22 protein-coding genes are annotated in these 23,742 nt (G+C 52.2%); 14 read left to right on the top strand and 8 right to left on the bottom strand.

All coding sequences use genetic code 11. From position 1 onward, the window contains the following. Positions 1-9 precede the first annotated feature (9 nt). The gene (gene prlC / locus J1778_RS00940; RefSeq protein ID WP_217171593.1) at positions 10-2,070 is read right to left on the bottom strand and encodes an oligopeptidase A; all 2,061 of its coding nucleotides are present in this window, start codon (positions 2,068-2,070) and stop codon (positions 10-12) included. Positions 2,071-2,405: 335 nt separating this feature from the next. Between prlC and J1778_RS00935 the strand changes: the two genes are divergently transcribed. The 6 genes from J1778_RS00935 (at position 2,406) to gorA (ending at position 9,323) form a co-directional block, all read left to right on the top strand. Continuing rightward, a complete protein-coding gene (locus J1778_RS00935) occupies positions 2,406-3,716 on the top strand; it encodes a 6-phospho-beta-glucosidase (protein WP_217171592.1) in 1,311 nt (436 codons plus the stop codon). 19 nt (positions 3,717-3,735) lie between these two features. Then, the gene (locus J1778_RS00930) at positions 3,736-5,013 is read left to right on the top strand and encodes a PTS sugar transporter subunit IIC (RefSeq protein ID WP_217171591.1); all 1,278 of its coding nucleotides are present in this window, start codon (positions 3,736-3,738) and stop codon (positions 5,011-5,013) included. 13 nt (positions 5,014-5,026) lie between these two features. Further along, positions 5,027-6,064, top strand: a complete 1,038-nt coding sequence (locus J1778_RS00925) for an oxidoreductase (RefSeq protein ID WP_217171590.1) — start codon at positions 5,027-5,029, stop codon at positions 6,062-6,064. A gap of 89 nt (positions 6,065-6,153) precedes the next feature. Beyond that, positions 6,154-6,882, top strand: coding sequence for a GntR family transcriptional regulator (locus J1778_RS00920; RefSeq protein WP_217171589.1), 729 nt, complete (start codon positions 6,154-6,156; stop codon positions 6,880-6,882). 80 nt (positions 6,883-6,962) lie between these two features. Continuing rightward, on the top strand, positions 6,963-7,805 hold the full coding sequence (locus J1778_RS00915; RefSeq protein WP_013573521.1) for a 23S rRNA (adenine(2030)-N(6))-methyltransferase RlmJ: 843 nt from the start codon (positions 6,963-6,965) through the stop codon (positions 7,803-7,805). A 165-nt stretch (positions 7,806-7,970) separates the two neighbouring features. Beyond that, a complete protein-coding gene (gene gorA, locus J1778_RS00910; RefSeq protein ID WP_217171588.1) occupies positions 7,971-9,323 on the top strand; it encodes a glutathione-disulfide reductase in 1,353 nt (450 codons plus the stop codon). 62 nt (positions 9,324-9,385) lie between these two features. Here gorA and cho read toward each other — a convergent pair whose 3' ends face one another. Both cho and J1778_RS00900 read right to left on the bottom strand, forming a co-directional pair. Next, positions 9,386-10,237 carry an excinuclease Cho gene (gene cho / locus J1778_RS00905; protein WP_217171587.1) on the bottom strand — a complete coding sequence of 284 codons (852 nt, stop codon included), beginning with the start codon at positions 10,235-10,237 and terminating at the stop codon, positions 9,386-9,388. Between the two features lie 121 nt (positions 10,238-10,358). Continuing rightward, positions 10,359-10,667 carry an antibiotic biosynthesis monooxygenase gene (locus tag J1778_RS00900; protein ID WP_217171586.1) on the bottom strand — a complete coding sequence of 103 codons (309 nt, stop codon included), beginning with the start codon at positions 10,665-10,667 and terminating at the stop codon, positions 10,359-10,361. Between the two features lie 139 nt (positions 10,668-10,806). Between J1778_RS00900 and J1778_RS00895 the strand changes: the two genes are divergently transcribed. Further along, entirely contained in the window at positions 10,807-11,715 is a 909-nt protein-coding gene (locus J1778_RS00895) for a LysR family transcriptional regulator (protein WP_217171585.1), read from the top strand. Positions 11,716-11,735: 20 nt separating this feature from the next. On the opposite strand, the gene J1778_RS00890 is transcribed toward J1778_RS00895, so the two are convergent. Continuing rightward, complete coding sequence (locus J1778_RS00890; RefSeq protein ID WP_217171584.1) at positions 11,736-12,377, bottom strand: hydrolase; 642 nt, start codon at positions 12,375-12,377, stop codon at positions 11,736-11,738. A gap of 328 nt (positions 12,378-12,705) precedes the next feature. On the opposite strand from J1778_RS00890, the gene J1778_RS00885 reads away from it, so the two are divergent. Further along, positions 12,706-13,527 (top strand): alpha/beta fold hydrolase, encoded by an 822-nt coding sequence (locus J1778_RS00885; RefSeq protein WP_217171583.1) that lies wholly within the window; start codon positions 12,706-12,708, stop codon positions 13,525-13,527. A gap of 83 nt (positions 13,528-13,610) precedes the next feature. On the opposite strand, the gene J1778_RS00880 is transcribed toward J1778_RS00885, so the two are convergent. Next, positions 13,611-14,519 carry a LysR family transcriptional regulator gene (locus J1778_RS00880; RefSeq protein ID WP_217171582.1) on the bottom strand — a complete coding sequence of 303 codons (909 nt, stop codon included), beginning with the start codon at positions 14,517-14,519 and terminating at the stop codon, positions 13,611-13,613. Positions 14,520-14,635: 116 nt separating this feature from the next. On the opposite strand from J1778_RS00880, the gene J1778_RS00875 reads away from it, so the two are divergent. Together J1778_RS00875 and J1778_RS00870 are read left to right on the top strand one after the other, a co-directional pair. Further along, positions 14,636-14,818 (top strand): 4-oxalocrotonate tautomerase, encoded by a 183-nt coding sequence (locus tag J1778_RS00875; protein WP_217171581.1) that lies wholly within the window; start codon positions 14,636-14,638, stop codon positions 14,816-14,818. 98 nt (positions 14,819-14,916) lie between these two features. After that, positions 14,917-15,870, top strand: a complete 954-nt coding sequence (locus tag J1778_RS00870) for a DMT family transporter (protein ID WP_217171580.1) — start codon at positions 14,917-14,919, stop codon at positions 15,868-15,870. Between the two features lie 32 nt (positions 15,871-15,902). On the opposite strand, the gene msrA is transcribed toward J1778_RS00870, so the two are convergent. Beyond that, positions 15,903-16,448, bottom strand: a complete 546-nt coding sequence (msrA, locus tag J1778_RS00865) for a peptide-methionine (S)-S-oxide reductase MsrA (protein WP_217171579.1) — start codon at positions 16,446-16,448, stop codon at positions 15,903-15,905. A gap of 220 nt (positions 16,449-16,668) precedes the next feature. On the opposite strand from msrA, the gene J1778_RS00860 reads away from it, so the two are divergent. Together J1778_RS00860 and J1778_RS00855 are read left to right on the top strand one after the other, a co-directional pair. Then, positions 16,669-17,304 (top strand): carbonic anhydrase, encoded by a 636-nt coding sequence (locus J1778_RS00860; protein ID WP_095923905.1) that lies wholly within the window; start codon positions 16,669-16,671, stop codon positions 17,302-17,304. Positions 17,305-17,467: 163 nt separating this feature from the next. Next, positions 17,468-18,595, top strand: a complete 1,128-nt coding sequence (locus J1778_RS00855; RefSeq protein ID WP_217171578.1) for a GNAT family N-acetyltransferase — start codon at positions 17,468-17,470, stop codon at positions 18,593-18,595. A 9-nt stretch (positions 18,596-18,604) separates the two neighbouring features. Here the strand turns inward: J1778_RS00855 and J1778_RS00850 are convergent, their stop codons facing one another. Beyond that, positions 18,605-20,452: an ABC transporter ATP-binding protein gene (locus J1778_RS00850; RefSeq protein ID WP_217171602.1), complete on the bottom strand. Its 1,848-nt coding sequence runs from the start codon at positions 20,450-20,452 to the stop codon at positions 18,605-18,607. A 302-nt stretch (positions 20,453-20,754) separates the two neighbouring features. Here J1778_RS00850 and J1778_RS00845 point away from each other — a divergent pair, with 302 nt between their 5' ends. Continuing rightward, positions 20,755-21,234 carry an Hcp family type VI secretion system effector gene (locus tag J1778_RS00845; RefSeq protein ID WP_217171577.1) on the top strand — a complete coding sequence of 160 codons (480 nt, stop codon included), beginning with the start codon at positions 20,755-20,757 and terminating at the stop codon, positions 21,232-21,234. Positions 21,235-21,447: 213 nt separating this feature from the next. Here the strand turns inward: J1778_RS00845 and J1778_RS00840 are convergent, their stop codons facing one another. After that, the gene (locus tag J1778_RS00840; RefSeq protein ID WP_217171576.1) at positions 21,448-22,950 is read right to left on the bottom strand and encodes an MDR family MFS transporter; all 1,503 of its coding nucleotides are present in this window, start codon (positions 22,948-22,950) and stop codon (positions 21,448-21,450) included. Positions 22,951-23,034: 84 nt separating this feature from the next. On the opposite strand from J1778_RS00840, the gene J1778_RS00835 reads away from it, so the two are divergent. Beyond that, positions 23,035-23,736, top strand: coding sequence for a TetR/AcrR family transcriptional regulator (locus J1778_RS00835; RefSeq protein ID WP_217171575.1), 702 nt, complete (start codon positions 23,035-23,037; stop codon positions 23,734-23,736). Positions 23,737-23,742 lie beyond the last annotated feature (6 nt).

Below are 23,742 nucleotides of genomic sequence, written 5' to 3'. Positions count from 1 at the left end.
AGGCAGAGGTTATCCTTTGATTCCGTAGTGGCGCAGCATAGCATCCAGCTGCGGCTCACGCCCGCGGAAGCGTTTGAACAGCTCCATCGGCTCTTCAGAACCGCCACGCGACAGAATATTATCCAGGAACGACTGACCGGTTTCGCGGTTGAAAATCCCTTCTTCTTCGAAGCGGGAATAGGCATCGGCAGACAGCACTTCCGCCCACAGATAGCTGTAGTAACCCGCCGCATAACCGCCTGCAAAGATATGACTGAAGGCGTGCGGGAAGCGTCCCCATGACGGTGACGGCACCACGGCGACCTGTTTCTTGATTTCTGCCAGCGTTTGCAGAATTTGCGCGCCTTTGGCCGGATCATATTCCGCATGCATACGGAAATCGAACAGCCCGAACTCCAGCTGACGCAGGATAAACAGCGCCGCCTGATAGTTCTTCGCCGCCAGCATTTTATCCAGCATTTCTTTCGGCAACGGCTCGCCGGTTTCGAAATGACCGGAGATAAACGCCAGTGCGTCCGGCTCCCAGCACCAGTTTTCCATAAACTGACTCGGCAGTTCGACGGCATCCCACGGCACACCAGCAATACCCGCCACTCCCGGCGTGTCGATGCGGGTCAGCATATGATGCAGGCCGTGACCGAACTCATGGAACAGCGTGGTGACTTCGTTATGCGTGAACAGCGCCGGTTTGTTGCCCACCGGACCGTTGAAGTTACAGGTCAGATACGCCACCGGTTTTTGCAGTTCGCCGTCGGCTTTACGCATGCTGCCGACGCAGTCATTCATCCATGCGCCACCCCGTTTGTGCTCGCGGGCATACAGGTCGAGATAGAAGCTGCCGCGCAGATCACCGGTTTCATCAAACAGGTCGAAGAAACGCACGTCTTTGTGCCAGGTTTCCACGTCTTTACGTTCTTTGGCAGTGATGCCGTAAATACGTTTCACCACTTCGAACAGCCCTTCCAGCGCGCGCTGTTCAGGGAAATACGGGCGTAACTGCTCATCGTTGATGGAGAAAAGATGCTGTTTCTGTTTTTCGCCGTAGAACGGCAAATCCCAGGCTTCCATTTCATCCACGCCGAAATGTTCTTTGGCGAAGGCACGCAGCTGCGCCAGTTCCTGCTCGCCCTGCGGACGCGCACGTTTTGCCAGACCGCTCAGGAAGTCGATCACCTGTTTCGGGCTTTCGGCCATTTTGGTGGCGAGCGACATATCGGCGAAGGAATCAAAACCTAACAGCTGAGCCAGTTCGTGACGCAGCGCCAGCTCTTCAGCCATCACTTCGCTGTTGTCCCACTTACCGGCATTCGGGCCCTGATCGGACGCACGGGTCGCAAACGCGCGGTACATTTCTTCGCGCAGTTCACGGTTTTCGCAGTAGGTGATCACCGGCAGATAGCTCGGGATATCCAGCGTTAACAACCAGCCTTCCTGCTCTTTCGATTCGGCCAGTGCTTTCGCTGCGGCCAGTGCGCTTTCCGGCAGACCTTTGAGGTCATTCTCATCAGTGATGAGCTTACTCCAGCCCATGGTGGCATCGAGCACGTTGTTGCTGTAGGTCGAACCCAGCTCAGACAGACGCGCGGAAATTTCGCCATAGCGCTTTTGTTTGTCCATCGGCAAACCAATGCCGGATAACTCGAAATCACGCAACGCGTTATCAATGGCTTTTTTCTGAGCCACGGACAGCGTGCTGAAATGTTCACTGTCTTTTAAATCGCGATACGCCTGATATAAACCGGCATGCTGCCCGGTCCAGGTGCTAAATTCAGACAGAATTGGCAGGCATTGCTCGTAAGCCTCACGCAGTTCCGGGCTGTTTTTTACTGCATTGAGATGCCCGATCGGTGACCAGATACGGCTCAGGCGATCGTCACTTTCAGCCAGCGGCTGACACAGATTTTCCCAGGTATAAGGCGCACCCTGCGCGACGACGCGTTCAATCGTCTGCCGGCTTTCTTCGATAGCGGATTTCATCGCAGGGACAATATGTTCAGGCTTGATCGCAGAGAAAGGTGGCAGGGAGAACGGTTTTAAGAGCGGATTCGTCGCGTTTTGCTGTTCAGTCATAGGGCCAGTCCTTCGTAATAGCGTTTGGGGCTGATGCGCCTGTGGCGCACCACGCCGTGAATTCGGGTCGTCTTAAAGATGACGTAACTTCTAACATGCGGTCAAGTTATGGGGAAATCAATGGGTGGCGGCGATTTCGCCCGGCAGCCACAGATATTCATGTTATCAATCACTCCCGTTCGAGTTATCAGATTGCAGTAAGACCTGCCTCGCAATTTTCATCTTTGCCTGTCCCCTGCCGCTAAACCCTGTTTACAACAAGGTTATTTCTGTTAGCTTCCTGCTATCTGGCATATGCCAGTACGCTTTTTCTACAAACAGGGAGTCAGCGGGGCATGAAAACACTCAAAATTGTCACTCTGGGCGGCGGCTCAGGTTACACACCGGAACTGATCGACGGGTTTATCCGTCGCTACGACGAATTGCCGGTTTCGCAGTTCTGGCTGGTGGATATTGCAGCCGGTGAGGAAAAGCTGAAAATCGTCGGTGCGCTGGCACAACGGATGGTAAAAAAAGCCGGGATCCCGATGACCGTGCATCTGACCACCGACCGCGAAGCTGCGCTGCGTAACGCGGACTTCGTCACGACTCAGCTGCGCGTCGGCCAGCAGGAAGCCCGTATTCACGATGAGGCGATCCCGCTGAAATACGGCGTTCTCGGCCAGGAAACCACCGGCGCAGGTGGCTTTATGAAGGCGCAGCGCACCATCCCCGTGCTGTTAGATTTGTGCCGCGATATGGAAAGATTGTGCCCGGATGCGTGGCTGATCAATTTCACCAATCCGGCGGGAATTGTCACTGAGGCTATCGAAAAATATTCGCGCATCAAAACGCTGGGCATTTGCAGCGGCGCGAACAGCATGATGATGGATATCGCGAAGGTGTACGACGTTCGTCGTGAAGACGTGTATGCCCGGGTGATGGGGCTGAATCACCTGATATTTGCCGATCAGATCGCCGTCAAAGGCCACGACGTCACCGCAGAATTTATTGAGAAACTGGCGCAGGGCAACGGCCAGAATCAGCTGAAAAATATTCCCGATAGCGGATTGCCACCGGCCTTTATCCGCGCGCTTGGCCTGTATCCCCTTTCCTACCTGAAGTATTTCTATCTGCGCCGTGAAATGGTGGCGCACAGCGTAAAAGACAGCCAGACGTACGGCACACGCGGAGAACAAACGCGTGAAATCGAACGCCAGCTTTTTGAACTCTATAAGAATCCTCAGCTTGAGAGCAAACCGAAAGAACTGGAAAGCCGGGGCGGCGCGTATTACTCAGATACCGCCTGTTCGATCATCAGCGCGATTTATAACAACCGGCAGGAGATCCACGTCGTTAATACACTCAATCGCGGAGCAACGCCCGATCTCGATGAAAACAGTGTGGTGGAGACTAACGCGGTGATTGACCGCCGGGGCGCGCATCCGCTGGCTTATGGCCGTTTACCGGTGAAAATCCGTGGCCTGATCCAGAGCGTTAAAGCCTTTGAAGAACTCACCATCGAAGCCGCCGTCACCGGCGATTATTCCACGGCGTTAATGGCGCTTTCGGTGCATCCGCTGATGCCGTCAGTGGATATTGCCGAAAAAATTCTCAACGAATACCTCGTCGTAAACCGGCCTTTCCTGCCGCAATATCCACAATAAAGAACGGGCATATCACATCATGATGAAATTCATAGAATCACGACTGGTGCCCTGTCTGGTGAAAGTCGGTGATAACGTTATTCTGGTTGCGGTGCGCAACGGCATTACGCTGACGCTGCCGTTTATTATTTCCGGCAGTATCTTTTTAATTATTGCTAATCTGCCGATCCCCGGATGGACAGAGTATTTAGGTCAGTTTGGCAAAGCGCTGAATGTACCGGTTCTGGTCACCTTCGGGATCATCGGTTTAATTTCGGCGATGGGCATCAGTTATAATCTGGCGAAACATTATAAGCTCGACGGACTGACCTGCTGCGCCATTACTGTCGCCGTTTTCCTGATGGCGCAGTTAAATGATGATTACACGCTTAACGTCGATAATCTCGGCGCTGCGGGGTTATTCTCCGCCATTATTCTTTCGATCCTCACCGTCTATATCATTCGTTTTTTCATCGGGCATAAAATCTACATCCGGCTGCCGGATAACGTGCCGCCAGCCGTGCTGCAATCTTTTGTCAGCGTGATCCCGGCGATTGTCTGTCTGGCGCTGGTATGGTTTGTGCGGGTGATCTTACATTTTGATATCAACGCATTCTTCACGCTGATCCTCAGCCCGCTGGTTATCGGGCTGGGCACGTTGCCGGGCATGTTAATTCTGGTGTTCCTTATCTCGCTGCTCTGGTGCTGCGGCATTCACGGCACCAACGTGCTCTCAGGCATTACCGCACCGATATTTCTTAAATTTATTGTTGAAAATACTCAGGCTTATCTCAGCCACCAGCCGATACCGCATATCTTCGCTGAAGGTTTTTATAACTTCTTTATTTGCACAGGTGGCTCAGGCGCGACAATGGGGTTAGTGCTGGCGATGATGATGTCGAAGAGTCGTTATTATAAATCGCTGGGTCGCATGTCTTTTGCACCGTCGCTGTTTTGCATTAATGAGCCGGTGATTTTCGGCGTGCCGATGGTGTTTAATCCGCTGATGATGCTGCCGTTAATTATCACACCGATGCTGCTATGCACCCTGTCTTATTTTCTGATGACCTATAACATTATTGGCCGCCCGGTATTACAAATTCCCTGGACGATGCCGCCTTTGCTGAACGGCTATTTCGCCACCGGCGGCAATATTCCGGCAGCGTTGTGGTCAGGGGTCATGATTATTATTTCAACAATCATTTATTATCCCTTCTTCCGGCTGATGGAAAAGAAACAGCTGGTACTGGAAGGATCGGCAAGCTCCGTTAATGCAGCGCAGGTCAGCGCAGGTCAGCGCATAAATGCAGGCAACTAAGGAAGGAAACATCATGAAGATAAACTGTGCATTTGCAGGATTCGGGAAAAGCGCGACACGCTACCACTTGCCTTACGTGTTGCAGCGACGCGACACGTTTCAGGTTAAAACCATTTTCGATATCACCCGCCGCCCGGACATTGAAAAAGAGGAGGCGTATCAGGGCATCCGTTTCACCTCTGATCTGAACGATATCCTGCACGACGAAAGCATTACGCTGGTGACGCTGTGTACGCCGCCGCAAACCCATTATGACCTGGCAAAACTGTGCCTTGAGCACGGGAAAAATGTCATCGTTGAAAAACCTTTTACCCGGACGCTGGCAGAAGCGCAGTTGCTGTTTGCGCTCGCCGCCGAAAAAGGGCTGACCGTGACGCCTTATCAAAACCGGCGCTTCGACAGCTGTTTTTTAGCGGTTAAAAAAGTCATCGACAGCGGTGTGCTCGGTAAAGTTGTCGAGTTCGAAAGTCATTTCGATTACTTCCGTCCTGACGCCCCCGATGCACCGGCAGACTATACCCACGGCGCTTTTTACGGGCTGGGCGTGCATCTTGTCGATCAGGTGGTCAGCCTGTTCGGACGACCGGACGTTGTGCATTACGATATCCGTTCGGTGAGAAATAAAAACAATCCTGACGATACCTTTGAACTGCAACTTTATTACGGCCAAACCAAAGCCATTGTTAAATGCAGCCATCTGGTGATGCAGCCTTACCCGAAATTTATTCTTCACGGGGAAAAAGGCTCCTTTATTAAACTGAATATCGATCAGCAGGAAACCTGGCTGAAAGCCGGGAAATTACCGGGTGCCCCGGACTTTGGTCAGGAAACGGAATATGGCGTACTGAAATATATTGATGACAACGGTGAAGCCATTACCGAACACGTCAGGACGGGCAACGGCGATTATGGCCGGGTTTACGATGCCGTCCATGCCACATTATCCCGGGGACAACCGCCGTATGTGCCTGCCGCTGATGTCATGACCACCATGGAAATTCTGCACCGTGCCTTTGAACAGCCCGCGCCTGCGCTGATCAGGCTGCGCTGAAACGTCCCGGACCGGGGCGAAGGCTTCCGGTCCGCGGGGCATGTGTCTATACTGCTCAAAAATAACTCTGACATGAAGAAGTTACGCTAATGGCCGCCCGTTATATTGATATCAAAAACAGCCTGAAACAGGCGATCCTGAATAAAGAATATCGTGTCGGCGATAAAATCCCTTCCGAGCGGGAACTGGCGGTTCGCTTTGAAGTGACACGCGTGACGCTGCAAAAAGCCATGCATATGCTGGAGCAGGAAGGCTTTATCGAACGCATTCATGGCAAAGGGATGTTCGTCACCAAAGTGATTGAAGACAATGTTTATCTGCTCAATAACGGCACCAGCGATTCTATTCTCGGTTTTTCGCGCGAATTTAAAGATAACGTGAAAGTCTCCAGCCGCTTAATCAGCCTGAAAACGCGTAAAGCCGGTGAATATATTGCCAGTCAGCTGGATATTGATGAAAATGACGACGTGCATTATATCCGCCGCGTCCGGCTGGTGGACAATATTCCGGTCCTGGTCGAAGACTCCTATATTCCCTGTACGGTGATCGACATTATTCCTGAGTCCGTTTTACAGAACGGGTCTTTATATGAATATATCGAGAATAAAACCGGCCGGAAAATTAAATTCTATAACTCAGTGATCGAAGCCTCGCTGTTTGACGACACGCTTTCTGCACTGCTGGAGAGGGAAAGCGGTCTGCCGATGCTGAAAGTGTCGGGTATCACTAAACTGGAAGACGGAAAAACCTTCAACTACTCAATCAGTTATAACCGTGCGGACAAATTCAAAATCAAGAACAGCTGGGTTGGGAAGTAAGATCGCCCCTGCAACGTGAAGTATGAAGGGTGTAAACAGTTTATACTGTCGGCAATACGCCACTCCGGAACAATAAAGTTATGTTGAGTTACCGCCACAGTTTTCACGCAGGCAACCATGCCGACGTACTGAAACACACCGTTCAGAGCCTGATCATTGAATCTCTGAAAGAAAAAGAAAAGCCCTTCCTTTATCTCGACACCCACGCGGGTGCCGGGCGCTATCAGCTGAGCGGCGAACACGCCGAACGCACCGGCGAATATCTGGAAGGCATCGCGCGCATCTGGCAGCGGGACGATATTCCTGAAGAACTGGCGGCGTATATGTCTGTCGTCAATCACTTCAACCGCAATGAAAATCTGCGTTATTACCCCGGTTCGCCGCTGATTGCCCGTCAGCTGTTGCGCGAAGACGACAAACTGCATCTGACCGAACTGCATCCGAGCGATTTCCCGCTGCTGCGCAGTGAATTCCAGAAAGATGACCGTACCCGCGTTGCGCGTGCCGACGGTTATCAGCAGCTGAAAGCCCAGCTGCCACCGCCTTCACGCCGTGGCCTGATCCTGATGGACCCGCCGTACGAAATGAAAACCGATTATCAGGACGTGGTAAAAGGCATTCAGGAAGGTTACAAGCGTTTTGCCACCGGCACTTATGCGCTGTGGTATCCGGTGGTGATGCGCCAGCAAATCAAAAAAATGCTGCGTGATCTCGAAGCAACCGGCATTCGCCGTATTCTGCAAATCGAACTGGGCGTGCGCCCGGACAGCGATCAGCGCGGTATGACCGCTTCCGGCATGATCGTGATTAACCCACCATGGAAACTCGAGCAGCAGATGAACAACGTTCTGCCGTGGCTGCTCAAAGTGCTGGTGCCTTCCGGTACGGGTCATACTACGGTTAACTGGGTTGTGCCTGAGTAAGTAAAGCTTTTCCCCTCGCTGAGACCTTTTTCAAAGGTCTCAGCTATCAAACCTATTACAATCATTGATCCAATCTTTTCCACAACACGTTAAACTCTTAACCAAATTTTGAGATTAATGACGCTGTATCAGTGTCTCCATTTTTCACAACTTACGGATAAAACGATGACCAAACATTATGACTATCTGGCAATTGGCGGCGGCAGCGGCGGTATCGCATCAATCAACCGTGCAGCCATGTATGGGAAAAAATGCGCGCTGATCGAAGCTAAAGAGCTGGGCGGCACATGCGTCAACGTGGGTTGTGTCCCGAAAAAAGTGATGTGGCACGCCGCGCAAATCGCTGAAGCTATCCGCAACTACGGCCCGGATTACGGCTTTGATACCACCGTGAACAGCTTCAACTGGAAAACGCTGGTTGCCAACCGTACCGCCTACATTGACCGTATCCACACCTCGTACGACAACGTGCTGGGCAAAAATAAAGTGGACGTGATCAAAGGTTTTGCGCGTTTTGTTGACGATCATACCGTTGAAGTGAACGGCGAGAAGATCACTGCGGATCACATCCTGATCGCCACCGGCGGTCGTCCGAGCCATCCGGATATTCCGGGCGCAGAATATGGCATCGATTCAGACGGTTTCTTCGATCTGACCGAAATGCCAAAACGCGTTGCGGTGGTTGGCGCAGGCTACATCGCGGTAGAAATCGCCGGTGTGATGAATGCACTGGGTGCTGAAACTCATCTGTTCGTGCGTAAACACGCGCCGCTGCGTACGTTCGATCCGCTGATCGTTGAGACGCTGGTCGAAGTGATGGAAACCGAAGGTCCTGCTCTGCATAAAGAATCCATTCCGAAAGAAGTGGTGAAAAATGCAGACGGCAGTCTGACGCTGAAACTGGAAAACGGTCAGGAATTTGAAGTCGACAGCCTGGTGTGGGCGATTGGCCGCGAACCGGAAACCGACAATTTCAACCTGAAAGCGACCGGCGTGAAAACCAACGATAAAGGTTATATCGTCGTCGATAAGTTCCAGAATACCAGCGTTAAAGGTATTTATGCTGTTGGCGATAATACCGGTGCCGTTGAACTGACTCCGGTTGCCGTTGCTGCGGGTCGTCGTTTGTCTGAGCGTCTGTTTAACAACAAACCTGACGAACATCTGGATTACAGCAACATCGCTACCGTCGTCTTCAGTCACCCGCCAATCGGCACAGTCGGCCTGACCGAACCGCAGGCGAAAGAGCAGTTTGGCGAGGAAAACGTGAAAGTGTACAAATCCGCATTTACCGCGATGTACACCGCAGTCACACAACACCGCCAGCCATGCCGCATGAAACTGGTGTGCGTCGGTGCTGAAGAGAAAATCGTCGGCATTCACGGTATCGGCTACGGCATGGACGAAATGTTGCAGGGCTTCGCGGTCGCACTGAAAATGGGCGCAACCAAGAAAGACTTCGACAACACCGTCGCCATCCACCCGACCGGTGCGGAAGAGTTTGTGACCATGCGTTAATCCTCCATTTAGCGAAAAATAAAGGCCTGAGATTTTCTGATCTCAGGCCTTTTTTATTGCCGTCAGTCCAGCAAAATCACTTTCGAACTGTCCGTCTCGAATAGCGGCCTGCAGAGGATTTTATAACTGTCGCGGTCAAAGTGCGGAACGGCGATATCAAAGGCTTTCGCGGCCTCCAGCGTTTTTACCGTCCCCAGATAGAACCAGTGATTGATGACGTGATAATCCGTCTGGCCCCTGGCTTCTTCGACGATAGCGATCCGACCAGGATACGGCCAGCTGCGGATTTTCAGGGTACTGAGCGCACTTCTGAGACGTTCCTGATGAGCCTCCGGCGTTTCTTTACCACAACAGACGCCCGCGCATTTGCCCAGTGAAAAGCGGAAACAGGCGCGGTTCTTGGTGAGTTTTTCCAGCCCCAGCGCGCCATAACACAGCTTTTCCTGATCGGCGATATCGCGGATTTTCTCGACTGCCGACATTTTAGTTTTAAACAGGCCAAACAGATCTTCGCTGTGGGAAAAATCCACGTCATCGCTGAACACAATGCTGGCCGTCAACCCCTGAAGCCGGATGGAACACAGCTTGCGGGCGGTGCGCAGGCGCTTGTTAAACAACGGACGCCGGGTTTTGATCAGGTCAGATTCCAGCAACAATGCTCCGACCTCACCTGTTGTTTCGATGTGTTCGATATCGCGGGTCATATGCAGAAGTTTGGCTTCAGCAGGATTGCGAAAGTGCGACATCACGCGGCTGCGGATATTCACGCTTTTACCGATATACAGCGGAAAGGCGTTATCGTCGCCGTAAAAAATATAGACGCCGCTGCTGCCGGGTAAATTTTCTAAGGTATGACGAAGATGTTCAGGGTACTGATAGAGCTCGGTAAAAAGCTCTTTTTCGGGATTCCACAAAATAGCTGACCTGCTTTAAACGGATAAACGTCGTATAGAAAACAGACGAATAATACTGGCGTTTTATACAGCCTTCAACCTTTGCCGGTTAATCATTGTGTAAATTTTGGTCGAGGAAAGACTACGTCTGCGTACGCAGCTCAATATACTCCTTTCCACTCAGTAAGTTGGCGAGCGTTGCCTCACGGATTTCACGCTGATCGGATTGTATCCACTGATACAAATTATCAATGTTATCGAAGCGCACCAGCACGGTGTAAGTGGTTTCGCCATGCACCGGGCGCAGGATATTCACATTCTGATAACCCGGAAATCTGCCCGCATCCGTCTTCAGTTTTTCCAGCCAGCTTTCGTATTCCCCCCGTTTTTCCCGCTGTACGCCGTGGGTGATGACCAAAGTAATGTGGTCAGGTTGATGCGGATAAGTCATCGGATATTCCTTCTGATTAACCGATGTTCTGGTTAACTGAATGTTGCGTTATATTCATAAACGATACGAAATCATCACGGCCATTGATAACGGAAATATTTTGAGTTGTTGTTAAACAATTTTTGGGGTGGGAAAAATAATGCGATTAAGCCTTGAAGCGCTGCTGATACTTGATGCGCTGGACAGACACGGCACCTTTGCGGCGGCGGCGGCCAGACTGTTTAAAACCGCGTCGGCACTCAGTTATACCGTGCAGAAAATGGAAAGTGATCTCAACATCAAACTCCTGGATCGCTCAGGTCATCGTGCCACATTCACCCCAACCGGCCGTCTGATGCTGGATAAAGGCCGCGTGCTGCTGCGCGCCGTCAGCGAGCTGGAACAACAGGCGCAGTATGTTGAAAGCGGCTGGGAGAGCAAACTGACCATCAGCGTCGATGCCTCCGTGCCCTTTGCACTGCTTGCGCCGCTGATCGACCGCTTTTACGCAGAGCATCAGCATACCCAATTATTATTCCGCCACGACGTGCTCGCCGGTTGCTGGGAAGCGCTGAGTTATGGCGAAGCTGACATCGTATTTGGCGCCGTGCAGGAACCGCTCACGCGCAGCGGCATTGAATATCGCCCGATCGGCTGGCTGGAATATGTGTTTGCCGTTGCGCCGCATCACCCGCTCGCCTCGATGCCGGAACCGCTGGTGCGCGAGCAAATCCGCCAGTATCGCGCCGTGGTCGTTCACGATACATCCCGCCACAGCACAGGTGCGGATTTGCGCGTGCTGGACGAACAAAAAATGCTGAGTGTCCATGACTTTAATGCCAAAGTTCATGCACAAATCGCCGGGCTGGGTTGCGGCTATCTGCCACGTTATCTGGCCGCGCCGCACCTTGAAAACGGCGCGCTGATTGAACGTCGTCTTGATACAGAAACCCGCCGCGATCAGGCCTTTATGGCCTGGAACGAAAATGCCACCGGCAACGCTGCCATGTGGTGGCGGGAGAATTTACAGAATTTCGACGGACTGAGCACCGTCTATAGCCCGGAATAACCGGGCTATACATTAAGGCATTAACCTTTACGCTGTGGCGCTTTATGCACCATGGTGTAGGCATAATCGACGCCCATACCGTATGCACCGCTGTGCTCGCGCACCAGTTCCATGACCGCGTCGTAAGTTTCTTTCCGTGACCAGTCGCGCTGGTATTCGAGCAGAACCTGCTGCCAGGTTACCGGCACCGCGCCGGCCTGCACCATACGGTCAATGGAACGTTCGTGAGCATCAACGCTGGTGCCGCCTGAGGTGTCGGTCACCACATACACTTCATAGCCTTCTTTCAACGCCATCAGCGCCGGGAACGTCAGACACACTTCGGTCCACAGTGCAGAGATAATCAGTTTTTTACGGCCTGTGGCTTCTACCGCTTTCACAAATGCCGCATCTTCCCAGGAATTCATCGAGGTGCGTTCAATCGGCTTCACATCAGGGTGAACCGCCAGCAATTCCGGCCAGATGTAGCCGCTGAAGCTTTCCGTTTCGACCGAGGTGTAAATCACCGGCACGTTAAAAACTTTGCCCGCTTTAGCCAGAGCGACCGTATTATTTTTAAGCTGCTGGCGATCGATATTGGCGACGCCGAATGACATTTGTGGCTGATGGTCGATGAAAATCAGGGTGGAATTCTGTGGGTCCAGCAGATCGAATTTAGACATTTTCATTTCCTCTCAGAGTGCATTGTTGGGTTGTGTGTTTGTATTTAACGTTGTGTTGTTGTGCTGCTGGAATTAACAATAGGACAGGACTTCAAAAGCGGATAGCGGAAAGAATTTGGCAACTTGTTCAGATTTTTTTGACAGACCCTGACCTATATAAACAGTGGTGAAAACTCCTTATTTTCAGACTGATAGCAACAACAAAATCTTTTAACGACTTGCCAAAAATAACCCATTATCAATATTTGTCTGCCGCGCCTAATGTTGTTTGCAACACAACGCACAACCCGTTTAAAACCTGCAAATTAACCGCTGAGGAAATATAAAAATGAGCACATTCAATACACAAGACGGCACTCAAATTTATTATAAAGACTGGGGCAAAGGTAAGCCGGTGTTGTTCAGCCATGGCTGGCCGCTGGACGCCGATATGTGGGACAGCCAGATGAATTTCCTGGCCGAACGCGGTTACCGCGCTATCGCTTTTGACCGCCGGGGTTTTGGTCGTTCAGAGCAGCCGTGGGAAGGGTACAACTACGATACGTTCGCTTCTGATATCAACGATCTGATTGAACACCTCGACCTGCACGACGTTACGCTGGTCGGCTTCTCGATGGGCGGCGGCGACGTTACGCGCTATATCAGCCGTTACGGCACAGATCGTGTCACCGGTCTGGTGCTGCTCGGCGCGGTCACGCCGCTGTTTATCAAAACCGACGATCATCCTCAGGGCGTAGATAAAGCCGTATTCGATGGTATTAAAGCCGGTTTGCTGAAAGACCGTGCGCAGTTCATCAGTGATTTCGCGACACCGTTCTACGGCACAAATCAGGGCATGACCGTATCCGACGGGGTCATGACGCAAACGCTGAACGTCGCGCTGATGGCGTCGCTGAAAGGCACCGTCGATTGTGTAACGGCCTTTTCTGAAACGGATTTCCGCCCGGATATGGCTAAAATCACTGTGCCGACGCTGGTTATTCACGGCAGCGCAGATCAGATAGTGCCGTTCGAAGCCACGGGTAAACTGGCGGCAGAAATGATTAAGGGCGCAGAACTGAAAGTCTACGAAGGCGCGCCGCACGGTTTCGCCGTGACGCATCAGGATCAGCTGAATGATGATTTACTGGCGTTTCTGTCCGGGAAATAAGGTATGACGCAGTAAAGTACAGATGCGATCCGCTGCGGGATATGAGGCACTTAAAAGCCAGAACCAGGGTTCTGGCTTTTGTTTTATTGCGATAAGGCCTGACTGTTTTCACCCAGCCGCGCGATAAGGAAATCAATCACGCTGCGTAACTTGGCAGAGGGGCGACTGTCCTGATGATAAATCAGGTACAACGGTGTCGGTTTATACGACCACTGTGGCAATACCGGCACCAGACGGCCCTCAGCAATATCGTCCATCAACACATAATCGGGTTGCAGGACAATACCGCAGCCGCTGAGTGCGGCAATCCTCAGCGCGTTGCCCTGATTAGACATAAAGCGTCCACCGATAAAGGCCTTAAACGTCTCGCCCTCCGGGCCGGTCAGATCCCAGCGGTCCTGATGCAGCCAGTAAGACAGCCCCAGACAGCTGTAATTTCCGAGCTGTTCGGGATGTTCCGGCATCCCATGCTGCCGGATATAGTCCGGCGAAGCGGCCAGTATCCGGCGATATGGGCGTAACGGGCGTGCGACCACACCGGGTTCACGCACTTCTCCGATCTGAATGCCTAATTCGTAATTATCATTATTGAGACTGGGCACCCGGTTATCCAGATTCAACATTACGTCCACTTCGGGATGCAATGCCATATACGCGCTCAGCTCAGGCACCAGACACTGACACCCGAAACTGACCGGGGCAATCATTCTCACCAGTCCTTTCGGCGCAGCCTGCAATTCCATGGCACTGCTTTCCGCCAGTTCCACTTCCGACAGCACCCGGCGACAGCGGTCAAAATAGAGCTGACCGACTTCCGTCAGTTGCTGACGGCGTGTCGTGCGGTGCAATAAGCGCGCACCGAGCCGCTGCTCAATCTCGCGGATCTGCTTACCCACCATCGTTGGTGAAACGCCGCTGGCCACTGCTGCCGCCGTAAAACTGCCACATTCCACCACTCTGACGAACATTTCCATTCCGGACAGTTTGCTCATGATTAACAACCTGCAGGTTTCAATTCATTCAACTTAACACATATTTATCATTTAAAGCGCTTAAGTAAAATCAGCCTTAGCTCCTCAACCGGGGGGCTGGAAAATAAGGATCTATCATGCCAATTATCCGTTTAGAACTGGTGCCGGGCCGTACGCCTGAACAAAAAAGCAATTTCGCCCGGGAAGTCACCCGCGTAGCGGTAGAAACCCTCAACTGTAAGCCCGAAAGCCTTGATGTCGTGATTACTGAAGTCCCAAAAACGAATTGGGCAAAAGGCGGAAAACTGCTGGGAGAATAATTCTCAAGCGAAAGAAGACTGACTACCCGGCACATGATCCATGGGCCGGATTACTGAATGATTTCAATATGATTACTACCTAACCGGGAAACAAAGAAATGAAAAATTCTTACTCTGCGGGCGTTATCTGCTGCCTGATAGCAACCCTTTCATGGGGCGCGACGTTCCCGATGATGACCAGCGCGCTGAGACATCTTGACCCTTATACCTTTACCACCCTGCGCTATGGCTTCGCCGCTATCGCGTTAGTGATCGCGCTGAGATTACGCGAAGGAAAGCAGGGGCTGAACCTGAAAGGTGAACGCGCCGGTCTGGCGTGGTTATTAGGATCAGCGGCCTTTGTCGGCTTTGGCTTTTTTGTCTTTCGGGGTCAGCAAATGGCCGGGCCAAATGGCGCGTTAACCACGTCGATTATGATGGCCACCATGCCGATGCTGGGTATTCTGGTCAACGGCGTATTGCGCAAAATCGTCCCGCCCGCCGTCTCTGTTGGTCTGATTATGATGTCTTTCTTCGGGGTCATGACGGTGATCACCAAAGGACATTATGCCAGCCTGTTTGATTCTCCCTCCAGCTACAAAGCCAACGCTCTGATTATTTTCGGCGCACTTTGCTGGGTTTTTTACACCGTGGGCGCGTCGTTTTTCCCGACCTGGTCACCGCTTAAATACACTGCATTAACCAGCGTTCTCGGGATGACCAGCGTACTGGTGTTAAACGCCCTGTTGTATATCAGTGGACTGGTAGCAGTACCCGCCGTCAGCGACTTCGTGTATGTGATCCCACATGTCTTTTACACCGCCTTCGTGGCCAGTTTTATCGGCATCCTGTGCTGGAATATTGGCAATAAAATCCTGACGCCACTTAACGGGGTGCTGTTTATGGATATTGTCCCGATCACCGCCTTCTCTATTTCAGCCATGACCGGCATCAAGCCCAGCGCACCTGAAATCGCGGGTGCCTGCATCACCGGTTCTGCCCTGATCCTCAACAATCTCTATCTGCGTTACCGCGGGCCGAAAAATGCAGGCATCCCTGTGCGTAATAACTGAAAGCCTTCACACCTCAACTTCGCAACCCGCCGTTATGACTGCTGCAAAGATTTCGTGCGCTGCGCAAAGCTCTTGCGCAACTTTTGCAGTTTCGGTGGGATCACCGCCATGCAATAACGGTTCTGCTGTCCGGCGCCGTCCCAGTAATTCTGATGATAACCTTCGGCCACGTACACTTCGCCGAGCGGCTCAATGCTGGTGACAATCGGATCACTGTGGTCGTGCTGCGCGCGCAGAATTGCCGCTTCGGCCTCTACTTTTTGCTGCTCATTCGCCGGGAAAATCGCCGAACGGTATTGTGTACCGACGTCGTTACCCTGGCGGTTAAGCTGGGTCGGATCGTGCGTGACAAAGTGGATATCCAGCAAATCGCCGTAGGTCAGTTTTTCCGGATCGAAACCGACTCGGATGGCTTCCGCATGACCGGTTGTGCCGGTACAAACCTGTTCGTAATTCGGATTCGGACGACGCCCGCCGGTGTACACACTTTCCACCGATTCCACGCCGATAACGTCTTTAAACACCGCTTCTGTACACCAGAAACAGCCGCCACCGAAAATAGCGTATTCGATTGTCATACAGACTCCTTCACTCAGGGTATAGAGGAAATATGGGGATGGATAATGCTGAGATAAAGGTATGGCATTAAAAAAACAGAATGTGAAATGCTTATCGCCGGTAAATTATATTATTTTGCTTCCGTTTATTTCCCTGTAAATAGTGTTGATATTGTGTCTGATTGATCTGCTTTTTTTTTCGTGGCAGACTCACTGGCATTGAAATACATGGAATTCCCCTATGAAAGACGTAATTGAAGGTTTTCTCAGATTCCAGAAAGAGGCGTTTCCGCAACGCTCTAAGTTATTCAAAGAACTCGCGTTAAACCAAAATCCCAAGACCCTGTTTATCTCCTGTTCTGACAGCCGGTTAGTGCCGGAATTAGTCACGCAGCGTGAACCGGGTGAACTGTTTGTTATCCGTAATGCCGGAAATATTGTGCCACCCTTCGGACCGGAGCCTGGCGGCGTTTCCGCGACGGTCGAGTACGCGGTCAAAGCACTGGGCGTGAAAGATATCGTCATCTGCGGGCACTCAAACTGCGGCGCAATGAGCGCCATCGCTAACTGCACCTGTCTCGATCACATGCCGGCGGTTGCGCACTGGCTGCGTTATTCCGATGCCGCGAAAGCCATCAATGAATCCGTCGAACACGAAAACCCTGAGGCACGCGTCAACGGTATGGTGCATCAGAACGTCGTGGCTCAGCTGAGTAACCTGCGCACGCATCCTTGCGTCGCGGTCGCGCTGGCGAAAGGGGAAATCACCCTGCACGGCTGGGTGTATGATATTGAATCGGGTTGTATCGAAGCCTTTGATGCGAAAAGCGCATCCTTTATTTCGCTGTCAGATAACCCGGAAGTTCGCGCCAGTTAATTGCCCGTTAAATAAAACATCCGGAACATTTTTAAATAATGTTCCGGATGATAAATCAGCGACTTAAGTCTTATTATATTGTTACCTTAACCTCTGCCGTAATATCCCCCTGCCTGAACGACAGTAAACCGATTTCTCTTTTACGCCACAGCGAGAATAATTGATGCCTGTTATCACGTTAGACCGTCTGGCCGATTGTCCTGCTGCACAGTGGGATGCGCTGGTGCCTGCGCAACAGCCGTTCCTCAGCTATGCATTTTTATCGGCACTGGAAGACAGCGGCAGTCTGGGGCCCCGTTCAGGCTGGCGTCCGCAGCATCTGACCTGGCAGGAAAACGGCAAAATCCTTGCCGCCATTCCCGGCTACCGCAAACGCCATTCTTATGGCGAATACGTGTTTGATCAGGGCTGGGCAGATGCCTGTCAGCGTTCCGGTATTGCCTATTACCCGAAATGGCTCGGCGCGGTGCCGTTCAGCCCGGTGACCGGCGCACGATTGCTGGGCGATGAACCGGCGGCAGTCAGTTTGTTGCAGGCGCTACCGGATTATTTGCAGGAAAACGGTCTGACCAGCGCGCACATCAATTTTACCGACGAACGCGCTAACCGGCTGATCGGAGCAGAACCCGTATGGCAGCACCGGCAGGGGTTGCAGTATCACTGGCAAAACCGGGGTTATCGCGATTTTCAGGATTACCTCAACGCGCTCACGTCGCGCAAGCGCAAACAGTTTCGCAAAGAGCGCGAACAGGTGGCCGCTCAGGGGATTGATTTTGTCTGGCTGGAAGGCGCACAGGTCACTGAAGCGCAATGGGATTTCGTCTATGCCTGCTACAGCAACACTTATCATATCCGCGGCCAGTCGCCGTATCTGACCCGCGCATTCTTCAGCCTGCTGGCGGAAAGAATGCCGGAGGCGATCCGCGTGGTGTTCGCGCAACAAAACAGTCGCGACGTGGCGATGGCGTTCAGCTTAATCAGCGGTGATACCTTTTATGGCCGTTACTGGGGATGTCTGGCAGAGTTCGACCGACTGCATTTCGAAACCTGTTTCTATCAGGGGATGGAATACGCGATTGCCAGCGGCCTTAAACGGTTTGATGCAGGCGCACAGGGAGAACACAAACTGCTGCGCGGCTTTGAGCCGGTGATCACCGACTCGTGGCACTATTTACGTCATCCGGGTTTACGCGATGCCGTGGAAGATTTTTTAGTCGAAGAACGTGCCGGCGTGCAGCGCTGGGCGGACGAAGCCCGCAAAGTGCTGCCCTACCGGCACGATGTCGTTTAAGTTCCGGCCTTAATCCATGCCGACAAAACCGCCGGTCTGATGTTGCCACAGGCGCGCATAAAGCCCGCCGTGCGCCAGCAGTTCGGCGTGATTGCCCGTCTCGACAATCTGCCCTTTTTCCAGCACCACCAGACGGTCCATTTTGGCAATCGTCGATAAGCGGTGCGCAATGGCAATCACCGTTTTGCCGCCCATCAGCGTCTCCAGACTTTCCTGAATCGCCGCTTCCACTTCGGAATCCAGCGCCGACGTGGCCTCGTCCATGATCAGGATCGGCGCGTTTTTCAGTAACACGCGGGCAATCGCAATACGCTGACGCTGGCCGCCGGAGAGTTTGACGCCGCGCTCACCGACGTGCGCATCCAGCCCGGTTCTGCCCAGCGAATCATAAAGCTGCGGAATGAATTCATCAGCCCGCGCCTGACGGATCGCCAGCTGCAACTCTTCTTCCGTCGCTCCCGGCCTGCCGTAAAGCAGGTTATCGCGGATAGAACGGTGCAGCAGCGAGGTGTCCTGCGTGATCATGCCGATTTGCGCGCGCAGGCTTTCCTGCGTGACCCCGGCGATATTCTGCTGGTCAATCATAATGCGGCCACCATCGATGTCATACAGGCGCAGCAGCAGGTTCACCAGCGTGGATTTGCCCGCACCGGAAGGCCCGATCAGGCCGATCTTTTCGCCGGGGCGGATCGCCAGATCCAGATTGGGGATCACCCTTTCGCCTTTCCCGGAATTCTCTTTGCCGTAATTAAACTGAATGTGATCAAAGTGGATCGCACCCTGATCCACTTTCAGCGCTTTCGCCTGCGGTTTATCGGTGACACTCAGTGGTTTCGCAATCGTGTGCAGGCCATCCTGAACCATGCCGATGTTCTCGAAAATACCGTTCACCACCCACATAATCCAGCCAGACATATTCACGATACGAATCACCAGACCGGTCGCCAGTGCGATGGCCCCGACACTTATCAGCGACTGTGTCCACAACCACAGCGCCAGACCCGTGGTGCTGACAATCAGCAAGCCATTCAGCGTGGTAATCGATACATCCATACCGGTGACCAGACGCCCCGCCAGCTGAGTTTTCTCAGTCTGTTCGGTAATGGCTTCGCGGGCGTATTTCTGTTCCAGATCGGTATGCGCGAACAGTTTCAGCGTGGTGATATTGGTGTACCCGTCAACAATGCAGCCCATTAGTTTCGAGCGCGCTTCCGACGACTGCACCGAACGTTGTTTCACGCGCGGCACGAAATAACGCAAACAGACGCCATAGCCGACTATCCAGATAATCAGCGGGATCATCAGCCGCCAGTCAGCTTCGGCAAACAGGAACAGCGCACTGGCGGCGTAAATCACCACATGCCAGATGGCATCCACCGCCTGTACCGCAGAATCGCGCAGCGAGTTACCGGTCTGCATAATGCGCTGGGCAATGCGTCCGGCAAAATCGCTCTGGAAAAAGTTCAGGCTTTGTTTGAGGACATACTTATGATTCTGCCAGCGGATCATGCTGGTCATACCGGGGCTGATAGTCTGGTGAACCAGCAAATCATGCAGCCCGATAAACACCGGCCGCAGGATCATCGCCACCGCCGCCATCCACAACAGCTCGCCCATATGGTCGGTGAAAAAACTGCCCGGCGGGGTATCTTTGGTCAGATCGATAATCTGGCTGAGATAGCTGAACAGCGAGACTTCAATCAGTGCACAGACCAGCCCCACCACCAGCAAAATCGCAAAACTCGGCCAGACCTGGCGCAGATAATAAAGATAGAAAGGCAGAACCTGATCCGGCGGCTCAGCAGCCGGTGCCTCACGGAAGATGTCTATCATTCGCTCGAAACGGCGAAACAGCATGGCACACCTCTTAAGTTGTTCATCGTCAAAGCTGTCCTGCTTTGATGTTTTGGTTCGGATCATTTAACAGAACCTATAAGAGTAGAGCATTTAACCCGTTCCCCCCAGAAATTAATATTAATTTCACTTATATATAAAATTAATTTAGATGAAAATTGAATATATTAATGACATGAAGTTGAATATGGAGAGTTAAGGAAACTTATTTTTAAAACAATAAGATGATATAACACGAAAGAAAATTAAATTCGTTCAGAAAGCTAATCAGAAACCACAACGATTTTTAAAAAGGAAATTTAAAAATGCCCATCTGTACCTATCTGACAATTACAGGGAAGACACAAGGACTGATATCGGCAGGTTGTTCGACCTATGACTCGATTGGGAGTCACCTTCAGACTGGCCATGCAGATCAAATACTGGTGTATTCTTCTGAGCATAAGATTATCGGGGGGAAGATCGTCAGTCATCACCCGATGGTCATTACCAAACCGCTCGATAAATCAACGCCGCTATTGCTGGTCGCCATTTCTAATAACGAGCTTATTCAGTGTGTTTTAGACTATTACAGAACGTCACAATATGGTGCTCAGGAGAAATATCTCACTATTAAACTGACCGATGCCACATTGGAGAGTATTTCTTCAATCTGCCCGGGTACATTACCTGGCGGTGATCCCGGCCCTTACGAGATGCTTTCTCTTAGTTATGAAACCATCGATGTGACCCATCATATAGCCGGCACTTCAGGCTATAGCTTATGGATTGACAGAGAACGATAGAAGAAAATAAATGCCGTCCTGATCCATTCAGACAGACTCATATTTATTGCAGGAATGGATTTCGGATATATTTCATAGTTTCATGATAGTTAAATGTGCGAAAAATAACGGCAAGGCCTTTTATAATCCGCAAACGAAAAAGCCCGGCGAGACAATGAATCCTTTCTGCGGCATGAATTCGAGACTCATCGCCGCAGAAAGAGATTTAACCCGTCACTCTTTCTTCAGCACCGCATCTTTTTGCAGCAGCGACAGGACAAACGCCAGCACCATGACGCAGGCGGCAATCAGATATACCGAGTGCAGTGCCGAGCCAAATGCCTGCAAATAATCATCGCGAATGGCGGTCGGTAATTCTTGTACTGCCTGTGCGCTGAGTGAGCGCGGAAGCACCGTGCCCTCGGGGATCAGCGCCACCAGTTGATCACGCAGAACGTGGGTAAAAATCGCACCAAACATCGCCACACCGATAGAGCCACCAATCGAGCGGAACAGTGTCACACCGGAGGTCGCCACGCCCATTTGTTTCATTGATACCGAGTTCTGCACCGCCAGCACCAGTACCTGCATCACCATCCCCAGACCGAAACCGAGCACGCCGATATAGAGATACAGCATGTGTACCGGCGTACTGACTTTCAGAAAGCCCAGCAGCACCATGCCGGCAAAACTCAGTAACGTACCGATAATCGGGAAAATACGATAACGCCCAATACGGCTGATCAGACGTCCGCTGACTATCGAACTGAACAGCAATGCGCCCATCAGCGGCAATAGCTGCATCCCCGCTCCCGACGGCGACGACCCTTTCACCACCTGCAGATACAGCGGCAGGAAAGTCATTGAGCCCATCAGCGACATCCCGATAATAAAGCTGATTGCGCAGCTCAGCAGAAAGGTGCGGTCGCGGAACAGACCCAGCGGGATGATCGGCTCTGCTGCCAGCGTCTCTTCATAAATAAAGCCGCCAAGTGTCACGATACCGAACGCCAGAATGCACCACAGCTGCGGATCCGACCACTGATATACCGTGCCGCCTTCGCTGGTGAACAAAATGATGCAGGTCAGGGCAGCCGCCAGATAACCCGCGCCGAGAAAATCGATTTCATGGCGGATGCGCGCGCTTTGCGACTTCAGCGCCACACCTATCACCAGCAGGGCAAAAATCCCCAGCGGCAGGTTGATATAGAAAATCCAGCGCCACGAAATATGCTCAACCAGAAAACCACCGATCAGCGGCCCGATCACCGTCGCCAGACCAAATACGCCGCCGAACAGTCCCTGGTATTTTCCACGTTCTGACGGTGGAATGACATCGCCGACCGCCGCCATACTGACCACCATCAGCCCGCCACCGCCCAGTCCTTGCAGCGCGCGCATCAGGATCAGCTGCGTCATGTTTTGCGCCAGTCCGCACAATACCGAACCGAGCAGGAACACAATAATCGCCGTTTGCAGCACGATTTTGCGTCCAAGCAAATCACCAAACTTCCCGTACAGCGGCACCACAATCGTGGAAGCCAGCAGATATGAGGTTACAACCCACGAGAGCTGATCCAGGCCGCCGAGCTCACTCACGATGGTCGGCAACGCGGTGGACACAATTGTCTGGTCGAGTGCGGCCAGCAGCATCACCAGCATCAGCGCGGAAAACAGCAGCTTTATTGAAGGCTTCTGTTCCGTCACCTCGCTCTGTGCCGAGTTTATTGTCGTCATGAATGACATCCTGACTTGTAATTAATTAACTGTATAATTAATATTGAAGCATCAAATTCATCTGGTCAATGGATCACCCTCCTTATGGCAGACAGAAAAATCTCAGAAGTGGCAGGATCCGCACAAAAGGATCAAAAGGAAGCCAGCACGCCCGGCCGTCGTCCGGGTCGTCCGCGCAGTGCCAAAAAGGGCGCAGATAAGCGTGAACTGCTGCTGGATGCAGCCCTGAAACTGTTTGCCCAATACGGCATCGCCGAAACGCCGCTGAGTATGATCGCCAAAGAAGCAGGCGTTACCACCGCCATGCTTCATTACTATTTCAGGACCCGCGAACAACTGCTGGACGTGATGATTGAAGAACGTTTTCAGCCGGTCCGCGCCGGTTTTACCGACATTTTCCAAACACATGCCGATGACCCGCTGATGGCGATCACCCACATGGCGCAGTGCATGATTGATGCGGCAGAAAAATACCCCTGGGTGGCGCCGCTGTGGGTGCGCGAAGTCATCAGCGAAAGCGGCATGCTGAAAAAACGCATGGAAGAACGTAACGGCGACAAGAACCGCAAAATCGTGCATGAATGCATTACCCGCTGGCAGGCCGAAGGAAAGCTCAACCCGGATCTTAATCCGGCATTGCTGTTTATTTCACTGTTCGGGTTGACGCTGTTTCCGATGGCCTCAATGAAAATGCGTCAGGAAGGCGCGTCGCCGATTTCTCCCGATATGCTGCGTAAACACGTCGCTCTTTTGCTGTTCCACGGCGTGGCACCGCAGAAGCCGTAAGGGAAA

Origin of the sequence: Rahnella bonaserana, assembly GCF_019049675.1 — a bacterium.
GTDB classification, from domain to species: domain Bacteria; phylum Pseudomonadota; class Gammaproteobacteria; order Enterobacterales; family Enterobacteriaceae; genus Rahnella; species Rahnella bonaserana.
The sequence above is the reverse complement of the archived record's forward strand: the minus strand, read 5'-3'. Positions and strand labels throughout refer to the sequence as shown.

Bases quoted from the DNA above. Each gene is read 5' to 3' on its own strand.
- J1778_RS00920 (WP_217171589.1), top strand. From the start codon at position 6,154: ATGGCCGCCCGTTATATTGATATCAAAAACAGCCTGAAACAGGCGATC.
- J1778_RS00875 (WP_217171581.1), top strand. From the start codon at position 14,636: ATGCCAATTATCCGTTTAGAACTGGTGCCGGGCCGTACGCCTGAACAA.
- J1778_RS00925 (WP_217171590.1), top strand. From the start codon at position 5,027: ATGAAGATAAACTGTGCATTTGCAGGATTCGGGAAAAGCGCGACACGC.
- J1778_RS00845 (WP_217171577.1), top strand. From the start codon at position 20,755: ATGCCCATCTGTACCTATCTGACAATTACAGGGAAGACACAAGGACTG.
- J1778_RS00860 (WP_095923905.1), top strand. From the start codon at position 16,669: ATGAAAGACGTAATTGAAGGTTTTCTCAGATTCCAGAAAGAGGCGTTT.
- gorA (WP_217171588.1), top strand. From the start codon at position 7,971: ATGACCAAACATTATGACTATCTGGCAATTGGCGGCGGCAGCGGCGGT.
- J1778_RS00850 (WP_217171602.1), bottom strand. From the start codon at position 20,452: ATGCTGTTTCGCCGTTTCGAGCGAATGATAGACATCTTCCGTGAGGCA.
- J1778_RS00855 (WP_217171578.1), top strand. From the start codon at position 17,468: ATGCCTGTTATCACGTTAGACCGTCTGGCCGATTGTCCTGCTGCACAG.
- J1778_RS00895 (WP_217171585.1), top strand. From the start codon at position 10,807: ATGCGATTAAGCCTTGAAGCGCTGCTGATACTTGATGCGCTGGACAGA.
- J1778_RS00870 (WP_217171580.1), top strand. From the start codon at position 14,917: ATGAAAAATTCTTACTCTGCGGGCGTTATCTGCTGCCTGATAGCAACC.
- J1778_RS00935 (WP_217171592.1), top strand. From the start codon at position 2,406: ATGAAAACACTCAAAATTGTCACTCTGGGCGGCGGCTCAGGTTACACA.
- J1778_RS00930 (WP_217171591.1), top strand. From the start codon at position 3,736: ATGATGAAATTCATAGAATCACGACTGGTGCCCTGTCTGGTGAAAGTC.
- J1778_RS00885 (WP_217171583.1), top strand. From the start codon at position 12,706: ATGAGCACATTCAATACACAAGACGGCACTCAAATTTATTATAAAGAC.
- J1778_RS00880 (WP_217171582.1), bottom strand. From the start codon at position 14,519: ATGAGCAAACTGTCCGGAATGGAAATGTTCGTCAGAGTGGTGGAATGT.
- J1778_RS00900 (WP_217171586.1), bottom strand. From the start codon at position 10,667: ATGACTTATCCGCATCAACCTGACCACATTACTTTGGTCATCACCCAC.
- J1778_RS00840 (WP_217171576.1), bottom strand. From the start codon at position 22,950: ATGACGACAATAAACTCGGCACAGAGCGAGGTGACGGAACAGAAGCCT.
- J1778_RS00890 (WP_217171584.1), bottom strand. From the start codon at position 12,377: ATGTCTAAATTCGATCTGCTGGACCCACAGAATTCCACCCTGATTTTC.
- J1778_RS00915 (WP_013573521.1), top strand. From the start codon at position 6,963: ATGTTGAGTTACCGCCACAGTTTTCACGCAGGCAACCATGCCGACGTA.
- prlC (WP_217171593.1), bottom strand. From the start codon at position 2,070: ATGACTGAACAGCAAAACGCGACGAATCCGCTCTTAAAACCGTTCTCC.
- msrA (WP_217171579.1), bottom strand. From the start codon at position 16,448: ATGACAATCGAATACGCTATTTTCGGTGGCGGCTGTTTCTGGTGTACA.
- J1778_RS00835 (WP_217171575.1), top strand. From the start codon at position 23,035: ATGGCAGACAGAAAAATCTCAGAAGTGGCAGGATCCGCACAAAAGGAT.